A 14700-nucleotide genomic window follows, 5' to 3' on the forward strand; every position below is an offset into this window, starting at 1 on the left:
CGTCCCGCCCGTCCTTTCTGGGCGGGCGGGACGCCCATCCCACAAGAAAAAAGGGAAATTATTTAATTGACGATCCTAAAATCCCAAATCTAAAATCTAAAATTCTGTTAAAGCCATCCCCGCAGACGATAAACGATTAAGCCGATGTATTCTTTCAAAGCTTTAGTTGACTGGTTTAACTGATAGGTGTCCGGCAATAAATCCAAGGCGACTGATTGCCAATTGCTTTGGGATGCTGCGATATCCTGCTGTGTGATCTGAAAGTCTGTTGGTGCGGCAATTGCTTTTATTCCCTGACGCTGGAAAATTAAGAGCGATCGAGTCATGTGCATCGCCGATGTCACTAGCAAAACCGGCCCTTTTATAGCTTTAGCATCTAAAATTTTCCGCACGTTGACGGCATTTTGATAAGTGTTGTGTGAATCGGGGTCTTGCAGAATTGCTGATGCCGGTACGCCCATTGTTTGGGCAATTTCTGCCATGTCTGCCGATTCGGGAGGCCCGCCACCTTTCCAATCTACTCTACCGCCACTAAGAATGAGCAGAGAAGCTTTGCCTTGCCGATAAAGTCGGGAACCGTAGATTATTCGATCGCCCGCTTCCGCTAATTCTACCCAAGGACGGGGAGGTAAAGCTGCTTTGACACCACCGCCCAAGACGATAATCGCTTCAGCTTGAGGGAGTTCGGCGGTTGGTAAGTTTTGCCATTCGAGCGATCGAACTAACGATTTTGAAACCCAACCGCTACTTCCGAGAAGTAAAATAATTAGAGCCGCAGCAATTGGCGCCGCCGCCCATTTCGGACGCTTCCAAAGTGTGATTAAAGCCGCCATCATTAACAGGCAACTCAACCCCAAAGGATAAATAAACAGCGGCAAGAGTTTCGACAGAAATACAAACATTCAATGAGAAATTGGCATTGGGAATTGGGCATTGGGCATTGGGCATTAGTGACTTTTAACTGTTAACTAATGACTAATGACTAAAGCTAGCGCCGATCCTCTGGTCCAGATAACCAGCCAAAAAATGTAGCAGCATCACCCCTAGAGGTTTTGCTATATTTATGGGCGTCCGTTTGCACTACTTCTTTATTGAGGATAGCATCCGAGGTTTTGTCCTTGGAATTTATATTCGGGTTGAGTAGTAATTCGTTGTGCCACCAAGCGACAATTAAACCTGCTGCCACGCCACCGATGACACCCAAGCCGAGACTCAGGACTAGCGTACATCCTACTAAGCGAAACCCAACGGTAAACAACACAAACCATATCAGCGCGGGGCTAAAGCCCTTGGAGTCTCCGGTAAATTTTGGCATAAGCTGCAACTTTTTTTTGTAATAAAACAGAAAGATATTTACAATATTAGCAGACAAGTAAGATTGCCAAGGGCGATCGAACTGCAACTACTCCCCACAAATCAAGTTTAATTGTACCTCTAAGTCTTGTAGGGTATCTATAATGTTTACAGAAATTTGCTCTAATTCTGTAAAAGGTTCAAAAGCTGCTTGCTGCGAGTTCAATAATTCTGCCGTCGCGTCGGCAATATCGCCCCGGCGCTGTTGCAGTCGTTCTCGCAATACTTCAAGTGGTGCGGTACAGTAAATGATTTGCAAGGGTAAGCCGTGGGATTGAGCCTGATTCATCGCATCGGTTCTCCAGTTTGGGCGATCGAACTTTGCATCTAAAATCACATCCCAACCTCGGTCAGCCAAAATTATCCCCAACTTTAACAATCTACCATAAGTCTGTGCCGTCATTTCATCCGAGTACAAATCTGGCCCCCCGCGTTCATTTAAAGAAATTCCGCCTAAATGTTTGCGAACAGCATCGGATCGAATGTGAATTGCCCCAGTGCGGCGAGCCAAATATCGAGCCGCTGTACTCTTGCCAGAACCCGATAAACCCGACATCAAAGTTAACTTTCCCCGGCGCGGTTTTGTGTATTGCCAAGCCAGTTTATAGTAATGAGCTGCTGTCTGTGAAATCTCGGCTTTTTGGGCAGTTGAAATAGCAGAATCGTCCAACATTAACGAAGTTACTTTTGCTCTAACATAAGCTTGACGGCTCAAATACAGAGGTAACAGTTGCAGTCCTTCCCAATCCCCTGTTTGTTCGATGTAAGTATTCAGAAAAGCATTACCCAAGTCTCTGCGACCCCGCGATTCCAAATCCATTACTGTAAAAGCCACATCGTACATCACATCAACAAAGCGAAAAGGCTCGTTAAATTCAATGCAGTCGAATAGCAATATTTTCTCTTGCCACAATGCTATATTTCGCAAGTGCAAATCTCCGTGGCACTCGCGAATTTTATTATTGGCAATCCGCAGATTAAATAACTCTTGATTTTTCTCAAAAAACGTATCAGTATAATCTTTAGTTTCCTGATATTGTGTCTGAGTCTGCGGCCCGCCGATATATTTTTGCGAAATCAGGTAATTGTTGTCTATTGCTGTGCGAATCTGACTGACTTCGCCAAATGTGCGAATGTAGCTATTACTAATTGCCGTGCTGTGAAAATTGGCAACTTCCCGCCCTAAGTCTGCCATAAGTTGCTCGGTCAACATTCCGCGTTCCAACAAACTGAGCAACAGCGAATGTTGAGGAAATTCCCGCATTTTCAGCACATATTCTACAGCAACTTCAGCCGGAGTTAGAGCAGGTAATTTGCTGCCAAATTGAAACGAATCCCCAATTTTAACAATTGGCAAAACTTCTAGATAAATTTCCGGTGCAGTGCGTCGGTTCAGCAGCAATTCTTCGTTGCAGAAATGGTGCCGTTTTTCCAATGTTGAATAGTCCAAAAATCCAAAATTGACAGGTTTCTTGATTTTGTAAGTATAATCTCCTGTCAGCAGGACAAAGGAAGCGTGAGTCTGAATTAGCTGCACTGGTTCTGTCACCCCGTGCGGGTAAAAACCGGGCTGCAACATTTGCTGAATCAGAGGTGGGAGACAAGTCATAGCGATTTTAGATTTTGGATTTTAGATTTTAGATTGGGGATTTTGGATTGTGAATTTTAGATTTTAAGTTGGGGACTTTAGATTGGGAGTGGGGATGTTGACTTTAATCCGATTTATTATAGAGTTGATAGTTAGTGTAAAAAAAAGCAGCGATGACAGAAAATAATCAAGAATCTGGTTCCGTGGATGTGTTTGGCGTGGGAAATGCCCTGGTAGACATCCTAGCATTGGTGGAAGATGAATTTGTACTCGGCCACGGGCTGAATCGCGGCGGGATGACGCTGATGAATTCGGAAACCCAGGGGGGGATTTTGCACGATTTAGAACACAATTCGCTGCAAATGCGATCGGGCGGTTCGGCGGCAAATACGATGATTGGTTTGGCTCAGAGTGGCGGTAAAGCGTATTATTCGGGGAAGGTTGCTAAGGATACTAACGGCGAATTTTATCGGCAAGATTTGCTGGCGGCGGGGATTGATTTTAACGTGCATCCTGCTGCTGAGTCGAACGGGCCTACGGGTACTTGTGTAGTGCTGACTACGCCGGATGCGGAACGCACGATGTGTACTAATCTGGGGGTTTCTACTACTCTGGCTGCGACTGATATTGATGTCGATCGACTGGCTCACTGCAAGTACAGTTATGTTGAGGGCTATCTTTGGGATGCTCCCGATCCGAGAAAGGCTAGCATTGAGACGATGGAACAGTCTAAGCGTCTGGGCGTGAAGGTGGCTTTTACTTTTTCGGATGGCTTTTTGGTCGATCGATTTGCTGATGATTTTCACAAGGTGGTTTCGGAATATTGCGATGTAATTTTTTGCAATGCTGATGAAGTTCGGAGCTTTTTTAAGGAGGAATCTCTGGAAGAGTGCGCTCGGAAAATGAGCGAGATTTCGGATTTGGCTTTTATCACGAATGGGGATAAAGGCTGCATGGTGGTGGAGAACAAACAGATTGTTGATGTGGCTGGATTTCCGGTAAAGGCGATCGATACTGTGGGTGCTGGGGATGCTTTTGCGGGGGGTGTTTTGTTTGGAATTACTAACGGTTTGAGTTCTGTACAAGCGGCGCGCTGGGGCAATTATTTGGCTTCTAGGGTGGTGCAGATTCATGGGCCTCGGCTTGAGGGTTCTCAGGCTCATCTTTTGAGTGAGGTGATTTCTGGCTAGGAATTGAAATGGGCGATCGCACTTTTTGTGTTAAGGGCGATCGCACTTTTTTTAACCACAGACGAGCGCTGGTTTTTGTCAATTTTGCAGAATGTATTGACTGATAATATTTTTGAGTTCTTGAGGAGCTTCTTTGGCAATCGCCGCTCCTAAATCTGGACGCACAACCCACCACCAAACCAGTTGTTCTAAACGAGCGGGAGGATTTTCATTAGGACACAATTCGATCGTACTTTCATTGACACCAATAATGTTAGCACAAAGGTCATTAGCAATGCTAACACGAGCGTCTAGATTTTCAAACTGTACGATGTCTTGCCAGCTAATTTCATTGGGAATAGAATTGAGGATTGATTGGATATCTAGAGTCAGCATTAAACTGTTCCTCCGAAAGCTATAATAACTCTAATGCCAAAGTCTTGTTGTTCTGCAAAAGATTGAGTGCTGAGCCACCCTCTCACGGTTAGAGTATTCGTACCTGTTAATTCTGGTTGGACGGAGTTGTAGAAATTGGTAATTTCCTGATGAATTGACCCAGTACCGTGTTCTAGCCGGACGAGATTGCCTGTATTGTGTATTGCTTCTGCCCCGAATCTCTGTAAATTTGATGTTGTTTGCCCAACTATATGATGCCACGCTAACCCCGATCCTGCCACCCCGATCGTTCTTTTAAATTCACCAAAGGTTTGAAAGCCTTGTCCGGGTGTTATGGGTGAGATGACAGTCCTTGATTCTAGTTCTCTAGCTAGTCGTCTCGCTATTTCTCGTCGAGTTTCGTCGGTCATTTATGCGAGTTAGATTTCACTACTTTGATTTAATTTTACGATCGTTTATCACGCTTAAATCCCGATCGGCATATTCCGAAAAGTCACCCAAATCGTGTACTTCACCTTTAGCTGCTTGTGCGAGGCCGCACTTGACTGAGGCTAATGCTTGGGGGTTTTGCCACAACCACTGTTCGCGATCGGGTATGTTGGTTATTGGGTCTAATAAAATTTGTCCGGCTTCGTTGACAAGAACGCGATACTCTGTTGACTTGGGTTCGAGGTTTAAACTTAGGTGTCCTTGGGTATCTGTGCTGATTAAGTTTTTCAGAATCGAAAACATATCTTTCACCTATTATAAAGTTAGGTAAAACTCTCAAGGGTAGAGTTTTACTCAATTCTAACAAATTAGATGTTGTTTGTCTATTCTGATTTTAAGGGCGATCGCACTTTTTGTCGTAAGGGCGATCGCACTTCATCATATTGCTGTGACGAAACTATTGGGCGACTTTCCTAAAGCGTTATCCTATCTGAGTGATTGGGTCGTTCAGGGGTATAGTAAATAAGGCATTTTTCACAATGTCTGGCTGCGTGTTGATGACGACACCAAAGATGTTTGTATAGACACCTATAATTTCGTTGTTTTCTGTGTACTGAATAATCGTGTCTGCAATACCATCTTGATTGACATCAGTAGGAGTGAAGGTGAGAATATCTATAGGTACGCCTCCATTGATGCCAATTAGATCGCCTTCACTCGCATTAAAGTCAAGTAACCAATCAGCAGTAGCAGCATTGGTTTCTTCTATACCTGTATCTGTTCTCAGGATAAAAACATCTGTCCCATTGCCACCAGTTAGCCGATCAGTTCCTTTTTCACCGATTAAAATATCGTCTCCATTATCGCCAAAAATTTCATCATTGCCTTGTCCACCCCGCACTAAATCATTGCCAGGGCCTCCTGAGATGAAATCATCACCTTCATTGCCGTTGAGAATGTCATTGCCATCGTCACCTAAAATGCGATCGCTTCCTTTTCCGCCTCGCAGGTAATCATTGCCGATAGCACCCTCGATAGTATCAGCACCTCTGGCTGCGAATACTACATCAGTTACGGGCGATCCTAAGATTTTCTCATTGTTATTAGAACCTAGCACACCCCCCGGATTTTCAGCCATTATTGCTTGAGTAATCTGAAATGTAGTTCCCGTATCTGTTGGAGGATTGACTTGGCTGGCACTTCTTATTGCTCTTGGAGCACCTATTAGAACATCTACTACAGCCCCTGCCAATGGGTAAACTATATCTCTCAAAATTCCATTTGTTGCATCAGCAATTGTGTTTCTAAAGCCCTTAACAGCCTCTTTAATATCATTGCTAAATAGACGTAGCGTCTCTTGATCTTGAGTAAAAATAGTCACTGGTACGATTTTACCAAATAAATCAGCGGTAGCTGTGCTATTCTCCGGTGAATCAAACTGTCCTACAGGTTCTCCATTTGAAGCAAAACCATATAGATCGAGGGTATATTCAGCACCCGCCACTTTAATTCTCTCTTCGGATAAACCTGCACCTGAAAAAGTTAGGCGATCTGCATCCAGAACCGCATCACCAGTTGTGTTATTTGTTGCTTGATTGTTAATTGCAAAATTAAACGTCTGGGGACTATTTTCGGGTTGGGTTATCGAAAGATTAATATTGAGAGTTGTATCTATTAATCTGGGTGAATCTTCGGCGTTTACTCCATTCCGATAAGTCAATTTACCAAGATTAAAAAGAATGTCTGTTCCTGTACTAAAAGGTTTACCGTCAAACTGGACAAAACTTACAAATTCCGGTGTTCCTAAACTGAACTTATTGCTACTGCCTCCAAAAGTGCCAGTCGTTGAGCCTGTGAAAGGTGGGTTGGTAGTATCAAAGTTTATACTACCTTTTTCTGAAGAACGCAATCGATTCAAATCGAATGTCGAGCCATCTTTTTGAGAGAAAGATGCTCCATTCCTTAATTCAGTATCTATTTTATGAGCGTAACCATGACTATCATTAAGAGGAATCTTTCCACCTGGTTGAATGAGTTCATTCTTGTTGAGATAAATGTCCTTTGTACCTATGGTATCTTGGTATCCTAATTTACTTGTATGAATCGCAATTACTTGTTTAGCATCAGTGGGGTCTAGGCGATCGCTTGGAGGAACTGGTTCTTCAACCACATCAGTTCCCGAGCCTATCGGTCTAGCCCTGATTCCAAAACCCGGCCCAGCAGCGTCTAAAGCAGTGATGAGATTTATCTGATTACCTGTTAGTTCTCGATACTTAGCGCCAGCAGAACCAGCGATATGACCCCCTAAACTGTGACCAATTAGTTCGGTTTTGTTAGGATTAACACCAACATTTTTCAGATACTCACCGAGCTTTTGACCTGCTTCTTTTGTATTTGCAGCAGCTTGTGAGTAATCAGTTTTAGCACCACTTTCCCAATCCATCGCGACAATATTTGCATTAGGATCGAGTTCTCGGATAGCCTGAGCTTTTTCTGCTACCCAGTCAGCAGGCGTAAAATTATTTCCTGCGTTACCACCTGTATTATTCCATCCATGAGCGATTACATAAGTATTCTGGTTTGGGTCAATGGATTGTGACTGGAAACCGTTATTCCCCCATGTATTAAAGTTAATCTCTCCAAAACTAGCCTGTACCATGATTCAAACTCCTTGTGAATGTCAATATTGAACTAAGCTTTTGAAAAAATTAATAACTAAATTGGATCGGTCTTTCACTCATCCCTTACAGGGGAAAAAGTATAAATAACAACTTTTTACCCAAGAATTTAAAAACCGATACCTAACCGCAAGGCAAATGCTTACTTACCTTGGCTTCACCCCGATCTGTAGCCGCCAGCCAAGCTCATCCTATGACAATAATCCATAATCTCTACGCTGTGTCGGCTCAAAGGCTCAGCATTTGGCTCAACAAAAAAGGCTCATTTAGCTCATTTGGATCATTTGGCTCATTTTTTGGCTCTCCGATGTGAGCTATAATCGAATTAGGGTAAAGTTGTGGTATCGGAGTAACAATGGCAGGTTTGCTCAGAGCATCCGAAGAAGGATTGAAAATTATTGATATGGTGCGACGCAATCTCGGATGGAATAAAACTGAGGATGCCTGGTGTGTTGCCGCTTTAGTTTCAACAGCTACCTTAAAGCGGTTTTGGGCGAAAATAGAAATTAGACGAGAGAACTTTATCAATATTTGCAAAGCGGTAGAAATACACAACTGGGAATACATTGCTGAAGGCTACAAAAATATCAAAACAGAACCACTCTTTGTCGCCCCGATCGCAGATATCCCCCAAGACAGTGAAAACGATCGCACTTTCCCCCTCCCAGAAAACTTACCCCCCGTCAGAAATTGGGTACAGCGCACAAAAGAACTCGATATCTTAAAAACCCTAATTGTTGAACCCCACACTGTAGGGGCGGTGCCCCCGTGCCCGCCCCTGCCCCCGTGCCCGCCCTGGGCTGGGGGGGTTCCCATCGCCATCTCAATTGTCGGATTACCGGGAATCGGAAAAACCAGCCTCGTCAGCCAACTAATTCGCCAACTCCACACAGAAAAAACCCCCTTCACCTGCGCCGCTTGGCAATCCTTGCAATCTGCAACAGGCAAAGCACCCCCCTTCGATCGCACAATTGACTCCCTGCTATTCACCCTCTCCAACGGCGACATTACCGCAGCCGTCAATCCTCAAAATGACTGCGGCAAAAAAACCGAAAATCTGCTCAAAATCCTCAGAGAAAAACCTTGCTTGCTCATTTTCGATCGCGCCGACACACTTTTGAAAACAGGAGATGCCAAAGCCGCTGGTTATTTCGCCGAAGATTGTGCAGAATATGCTTGGTTATTCAAACAACTATTAGAAACAGAACATCAAAGCAAAATTATTTTCACCAGTCGCGAAAGCTTAGCCGAATTGCCGTCAACAGTCACCCGCGAAATCCAGCTAAACGGATTGGATCGAGATGCGGCAGTTGCCCTATTGCAATCTTTTAATCTGACTGCAAATCCAGAGGAATTCGCCGAAATGTGCGATCGCTATTCTGGACATCCCAAAGCCTTACAACTCGTCGCAGCCTTGATTCGAGATGATACCGAGTTTCAGGGAAATGTCGGGATTTTTCTGCACCAGAGAGACTGGTTGCTGATTCGAGATATTGAAAGTGCGATCGATGAAATGATAGCGCGTCTGGGCGACGGCTAGCAAACTTGTCTCAGCCGAATTTCTGTCTATCAAACCTCAGAATATCCGCTATCTTTTGCCGGAATTAGCGCTCAAATGCCAGAAGTTAGCAAGTATGAGCTTAAAGAAAATATTATTCAGGCACTCAAACGCAGACAATTGCTATATTACGATCGCCACCTCAAATCCTATCACTTGCATCCCCTAGTCCGAGAAAAGGGCGAGTACCTGCTAAATCAAAACCCTGAAAATCTCCGTACCGCCCACAGCCAAGCCTATAGTTATTATATCAGCATTCCCCTCAAACCAAAATCGGAATGGCAAGAAATCGAGGATATTAAGCCCCTAATCAGAGCGCACTATCATGCTTCTCAAGCACAAGATTTAGATGCAGCAAATGCGATCATTTCTGAAGTCTATGAGTATTTGCGGCAGTGGAATTGTGCTGAGTTAGTATGTGCAAATCTACCGTTGCCATTGTTAACGGAAGTAAAAAACATAACTTTGTAGGGGCGGGTTCACCAATAATAATTGCCCATAATCTACAATCTCATAAACCCGCCCTCGCTGGCGACAATTCCCATGCTACCTGAGATGTTGCACCTGCAGTCAATAAGTTTTTGGGTGGGTTGGGGCGGGTTTATTTAACCTGTCTGCAACTTTTAAAGCTATTGGTGAACCCGCCCCTACTTCACACGAATGGTGCAACATCTCAGATGGTACCGGACATAATATAACCTCTACATTTTGGCTGGTGAAACTATCGAAATAGAGATTTATCCTAACGGGCCATGGAGATACTCTGATGAACCGACCTAATTTTCAAACTATGAGCAGAAAAGAATTGCGAGCTTACGTACTTGCTCATCGAGAAGATAATGAGGCTTTCTATGCTTTTGTCGATCGGCTGCATGAATCTGTAGCCGTAACAGAGGCAGCAGTTGTTAAATGGTTGCATTTGCAGCACCCGCATCAAACTATTAATAAACTTCCCGAAAGCTACTCTAGCTTGACTTTGACAGATTTAGATGGAAATCAAACAGAAGTTAAAATTCAAACGATGGGCAGAGAACTGCCCACCAATAAGCCATTTATAGAGCTTTTAATTAACGACACGATTGCCGAGAGACACAAAGAAATTAGAAAACTTATCACAGTTTGTGTAAGTAAAAATGAATCAAAGTCCCAACAGCTAGAAACAGAACTGACAGAAGCAAATTTTTCCATCCACGTCCAATCTTCGCTGGTAGTTGGCTATATTAAAACCGGAGGAACATTTCAGAGCCTGTAGGGCGCGCCAATTGCGGGAAAAGGTACGCTACAGCAGTTAAAATACTATTATCAGCGCAATTGGTTCATACCCATGCCCATTTATCACTTCAACCGCCTAACCGCCAAATTTTTTAGCAAGCTTCCCCTGCGAACGGTTCTGATTGTTCCGTTTGTTTTGCAAACGGTAAGTGTAGTTGGGCTAGTGAGCTTTCTTTCTTTCAAAAGTGGTCAGGAATCAATCGAGGATGTAGCACATCAGTTAATCGAACAAGTAGGAGAACGTACCCGCGATCGCCTCACGGATAATAATGGGCCCTCGGCAATCAATACCTTTCTGCCTAGGCTGCAATTCTCGGCGTCAGGACAAACTTTTATTATGGATCGATCGGGAAATCTGATTGCCACATCCACACTAGAAACACCCTTGGTGACGCCAACAACAAAAAAACAACCGACGCCATTGCTAGCCACCAACAGCAAGGATGCCCGCACGCGAGATATTGCTAGACAACTCGCCAACCGATTTGGCAACTTCCGCGCGCTGCAAACAACTCAGAAATTGACCTTAGCGATCGAGGGCCATAGGCAGTTTGTCCGCGTCACTCCCTATCGAGATTTCCGTGGTTTGGATTGGTTGATTGTGGTAGTAGTGCCAGAGTCTGATTTCATGGCTCGCATTCAAGCAAATACGCGCCATACATTGTGGTTATTGATCGGTACACTGCCGCTGGCGATCGCGATCGGATTGTTGACTTCCCGTTGGGTAACAAAGCCAATTATGCGCTTGAATACCGCTGCCCAAAATATTGCCAAAGGAAAATGGGATCGACCTTTAGAAAATAAACGCTTGGATGAAGTCGGAGAACTCGCCAATTCCTTCAATTTTATGGCAGCGCAACTGCAACAGGCTTTTGCAGACCAAAAATCTTTAAATGAAGCTTTAGCGCAAAGAGAGAGCCAACTCAAGCAATTTCTCGAAGCCATACCTGCGGGAGTATCTATCCACGATGCCTCCGGTAAAGTCGTGTACTTCAACGAAACTGCCAAGCATTGGCTCGGCGTAGAAACTATTCCCGATGCAACTTTAGAAAAAGCAGTAGAAGTTTATCAAATCTACCGCCAAAACCAGCTTTATCCCACTGAAGAACTGCCCGCATTCCGAGCACTGCGCGGCGAAACAGTATTCCTGGAAGATGTAGAACTTTATCGAGATGGGAAATTTATTCCTTTTGAGGTGCGGGCCACACCAATTTTTGACGAAGGCGGAAATATTGTTTATGCCATCAATGCTTTTTATAACATCGCACAGCGCAAACAATCTGAAAAAATATTAACTGACTACAATCACACTTTAGCCGCCGAAGTTGCCGAACGTACCGCTGCTTTAGGTCGTGCTAACGAACTATTACAATCTGAAATTTTTGAGCGCAAATTGCTAGAACAAAAACTTTACACTTCTACTGAGCAAGTTGTGAAAATATTTGACTCGATTACAGATATTGTATTAATTTTTTACATTCAAGAAGAAACCATCCAAATTATACCCACTAAGGGAATTTTTCAATACAACTATCATACGAATCAGATCGACTCCATCATCGAACAATTTTTTCAGGAGGCAAGGAAGGAGATTTATTTTTCTAAAGTTCGACAGGCATTGGCAACCCAACAAACTATTAGTTTTGATTACAGTCTGCCGATTAATAACAAAGAAGTTTGGTTTGCTGCTAAAATTTCGCCACTTTCCGATAGCTCCGCTGTTTGGGTAGCGCGCGACATTAGCGATCGCCAGTTGGCGGAAGCCCGACTGCTGGAAGCCCAAAAAATTGCCCGTATTGGCAGTTGGGAATACGATATCGCCACCGCAACAACCACTTGGAGTGAAGAACTATATCGCATTTACGAGCTCGATCCGACTCAAAAACCGCTGCCTAGCGAACAATTAATCGAGCGTTTTCATCCAGAAGATCGATCGCGCTATCTGACAATGGTGCGCGATCAAGCGATGAAGGGACAAAGCTTTGAAATCGATCTGCGGCTAATCCGAAGAGATGGCTCGCTCACTTACATTGAAGTCCGAGGGAAACCTGTTTATGATGAAAAACGGCAGTTGCTCCGTTTGTTCGGCACTGTCTTGGATATTAGCGATCGCAAACAAGCCGAGTCAGCTTTGCGAGAAAGCGCCCAGGGAGAACAAGCCATCGCCCGCAGCATCGATCGCATCCGTCAATCCTTAGATATTGACACAATATTCAAAACCACAACCTCTGAACTGCGACAAACCCTAAAATGCGATCGTGTCGGTATCTATCGCTTTAATCCTGATTGGAGTGGCGAATTTGTTGCCGAGTCAATGGCTCCAGGCTGGATATCTCTGATGCAAAAACCCGACGATGGTAATGTGCCAAACACTCTCGTCGAACACTCTCGCTGTACCGTGAAAACTATGCAAGCCTCCAGTGAACCAGTGCTGGATACCTATCTACAAAGAAATCAAGGTGGTATGTATGCTAGAGGCGTTCCTTACCGCATAATTGAAGACATATACAGCGCTGGGTTGAGTCCTTGTTACCTAGAACTTTTAAAACAATTTCAAGCTAGAGCCTACGTTATTTTCCCCATATTTTGTGGCAGTCAACTTTGGGGTTTGCTCGCCAGCTATCAAAATTCTGCACCCCGCACTTGGCGCGAAGCAGAAATCAATATAGCGCTGCAAATTAGCACTCAACTCGGCGTCGCCTTACAACAAGCTCAATTGCTCGAAGCCACTCAACAGCAAGCAGTACAGCTTCAACAAGCCGCCTGGGCCGCAGAAGCCGCCAACCTTGCCAAAAGCACTTTTCTGGCAAATATGAGCCACGAACTCCGCACCCCGCTAAACGCAATTCTGGGATTCTCGCAATTGATGCAGCGCTCTACCAACCTCACTCGCGAACAACAGGAAAATATCCGCATTATCAACCGCAGCGGAGAACACTTGCTAGCTCTGATCAATCAAATATTAGATTTAGCCAAAATAGAGGCGGGACGGATTACAATCAATCCAACAGACTTTCAATTAAGCAGCCTGTTGAACGATCTCGAAGAGATGTTTAAACTCCAGGCAAGGGAGCAACAATTGCAGTTAATCATTGACTGCTCTAGCGAAATTCCCGAATACGTGCAAACAGATCAAATGAAATTGCGTCAAGTTTTAATTAATCTGCTTTCTAACGCCATTAAATTTACCATGCAAGGAGTAATTAGGTTAAGAGTAAGTGCATTTATAGACAGTGAAAATCAGCAATTACCCATCAGTAATTACAAATTACATTTTGAAATAGAAGACACGGGCTCCGGCATAGCTGCTGATGAGTTAGATAAGCTCTTTCAACCCTTTGTGCAAACCAAAACAGGAACCAAATCTCAGCAAGGAACAGGCTTGGGGCTGGCTATCAGCCAACAGTTTATCAAGCTGATGGGCGGCGTGATTACTGTACGCAGTGAAGTTGGACGCGGCACCACCTTCGCGTTTGATATCCCCGTCAGCGCCGTTGATGCGCCTGCGACTCAACCCGTACACGAACCGCGTCGGGTGATAGCCCTGGAACGCAACCAGCCACGCTATCGTATTTTGATTGTGGACGATCGATCAGACAACCGCCAACTGCTGATCGAACTCCTCGCTGGCTTTAACTTTGAACTCGAAGAAGCCAGCAATGGCATGGAAGCTATTGAAATGTGGTCGAGTTTTGAGCCACACTTAATTTTTATGGATATGTGGATGCCCGTGATGGATGGACATGAAGCTACCAAACGCATTAAAGCCACCGTTAAAGGTCAAGCTACGGCAATTATTGCCGTGAGTGCCGGTAACGCCGAGGAAGCGCAAACGGTTACTGTATCAGATGATTGCGATGACTTTATCCACAAACCCTTCGGAGATACAGAAATTTTTGCCACCCTGCACAAACATCTGGGAGTGCGTTACATTTACGATGAACCGGAGAGTGTTCCCGAGTCAAATCAAATCGAGGCTCCGACCCCAGAGACTCTGGCAGCTTTACCCGCAGATTGGCTGGCAGCTTTAGAGAAAGCCACAATTGAGTGCGATTTAGAGTTAATTCTGATCCAAATTGAGCAAATTCGCGATCGTAATGACGCTTTAGCTAGCGCCCTAGCCACATTGGCTAACGAGTTTCAGTTCAATCAAATACTAGCTCTCATCCATCCCGAAACGAGTTAGAGAGTCGATGGCAGAGTGTCCCCTACCATCTCTCCTACAAAACCGTGCTTGCGACTTTCACCGCACACGGC

Annotated in this window: 12 protein-coding genes and 1 pseudogene; 6 read left to right on the forward strand and 7 right to left on the reverse strand. The window is 44.5% G+C overall.

The genetic code is table 11. The features are described 5' to 3' along the window. Positions 1-107: 107 nt before the first annotated feature. The 3 genes from QUA88_RS27990 to QUA88_RS28000 all read right to left on the reverse strand — a co-directional run bounded on the left by QUA88_RS27990 (position 108) and on the right by QUA88_RS28000 (position 2962). Complete coding sequence (locus QUA88_RS27990) at positions 108-902, reverse strand: YdcF family protein (protein WP_333274993.1); 795 nt, start codon at positions 900-902, stop codon at positions 108-110. Positions 903-988: 86 nt separating this feature from the next. After that, positions 989-1315, reverse strand: a complete 327-nt coding sequence (locus tag QUA88_RS27995) for a hypothetical protein (RefSeq protein ID WP_333057513.1) — start codon at positions 1313-1315, stop codon at positions 989-991. Between the two features lie 87 nt (positions 1316-1402). Next, positions 1403-2962, reverse strand: a complete 1560-nt coding sequence (locus QUA88_RS28000; RefSeq protein ID WP_333274996.1) for an AAA family ATPase — start codon at positions 2960-2962, stop codon at positions 1403-1405. Between the two features lie 152 nt (positions 2963-3114). Here QUA88_RS28000 and QUA88_RS28005 point away from each other — a divergent pair, with 152 nt between their 5' ends. Next, on the forward strand, positions 3115-4131 hold the full coding sequence (locus tag QUA88_RS28005; protein WP_333260293.1) for an adenosine kinase: 1017 nt from the start codon (positions 3115-3117) through the stop codon (positions 4129-4131). Positions 4132-4209: 78 nt separating this feature from the next. On the opposite strand, the gene QUA88_RS28010 is transcribed toward QUA88_RS28005, so the two are convergent. The 4 genes from QUA88_RS28010 to QUA88_RS28025 all read right to left on the reverse strand — a co-directional run bounded on the left by QUA88_RS28010 (position 4210) and on the right by QUA88_RS28025 (position 7594). Continuing rightward, positions 4210-4506 (reverse strand): hypothetical protein, encoded by a 297-nt coding sequence (locus tag QUA88_RS28010; RefSeq protein WP_333057507.1) that lies wholly within the window; start codon positions 4504-4506, stop codon positions 4210-4212. Continuing rightward, positions 4506-4916: a hypothetical protein gene (locus tag QUA88_RS28015; protein WP_333057506.1), complete on the reverse strand. Its 411-nt coding sequence runs from the start codon at positions 4914-4916 to the stop codon at positions 4506-4508. Before QUA88_RS28015 ends, QUA88_RS28010 begins: the two co-directional genes overlap by 1 nt. A 19-nt stretch (positions 4917-4935) precedes the next feature. Next, the gene (locus tag QUA88_RS28020) at positions 4936-5238 is read right to left on the reverse strand and encodes a hypothetical protein (RefSeq protein ID WP_333057505.1); all 303 of its coding nucleotides are present in this window, start codon (positions 5236-5238) and stop codon (positions 4936-4938) included. Positions 5239-5416: 178 nt separating this feature from the next. Continuing rightward, positions 5417-7594 carry a choice-of-anchor K domain-containing protein gene (locus QUA88_RS28025; protein ID WP_333057504.1) on the reverse strand — a complete coding sequence of 726 codons (2178 nt, stop codon included), beginning with the start codon at positions 7592-7594 and terminating at the stop codon, positions 5417-5419. A 374-nt stretch (positions 7595-7968) separates the two neighbouring features. Here QUA88_RS28025 and QUA88_RS28030 point away from each other — a divergent pair, with 374 nt between their 5' ends. The 5 genes and pseudogenes from QUA88_RS28030 (at position 7969) to QUA88_RS28045 (ending at position 14629) form a co-directional block, all read left to right on the forward strand. Then, positions 7969-9153 carry an NACHT domain-containing protein gene (locus QUA88_RS28030; protein WP_333057503.1) on the forward strand — a complete coding sequence of 395 codons (1185 nt, stop codon included), beginning with the start codon at positions 7969-7971 and terminating at the stop codon, positions 9151-9153. Between the two features lie 75 nt (positions 9154-9228). Continuing rightward, positions 9229-9642 (forward strand): hypothetical protein, encoded by a 414-nt coding sequence (locus QUA88_RS28035; protein WP_333208192.1) that lies wholly within the window; start codon positions 9229-9231, stop codon positions 9640-9642. Positions 9643-9870: 228 nt separating this feature from the next. After that, a pseudogene (locus tag QUA88_RS29595) lies at positions 9871-9951 on the forward strand (DUF6888 family protein); the annotation flags it as partial. Beyond that, entirely contained in the window at positions 9938-10423 is a 486-nt protein-coding gene (locus QUA88_RS28040) for a DUF6887 family protein (protein WP_333057501.1), read from the forward strand. The pseudogene QUA88_RS29595 and the gene QUA88_RS28040, both read left to right, overlap by 14 nt. Positions 10424-10495: 72 nt before the next feature. Next, positions 10496-14629, forward strand: coding sequence for an ATP-binding protein (locus tag QUA88_RS28045; protein WP_333275002.1), 4134 nt, complete (start codon positions 10496-10498; stop codon positions 14627-14629). Positions 14630-14700: the final 71 nt, after the last annotated feature.

Origin of the sequence: Microcoleus sp. D3_18_C2, assembly GCF_036702395.1 — a bacterium.
In the GTDB taxonomy this organism is placed as follows: domain Bacteria; phylum Cyanobacteriota; class Cyanobacteriia; order Cyanobacteriales; family Microcoleaceae; genus Microcoleus.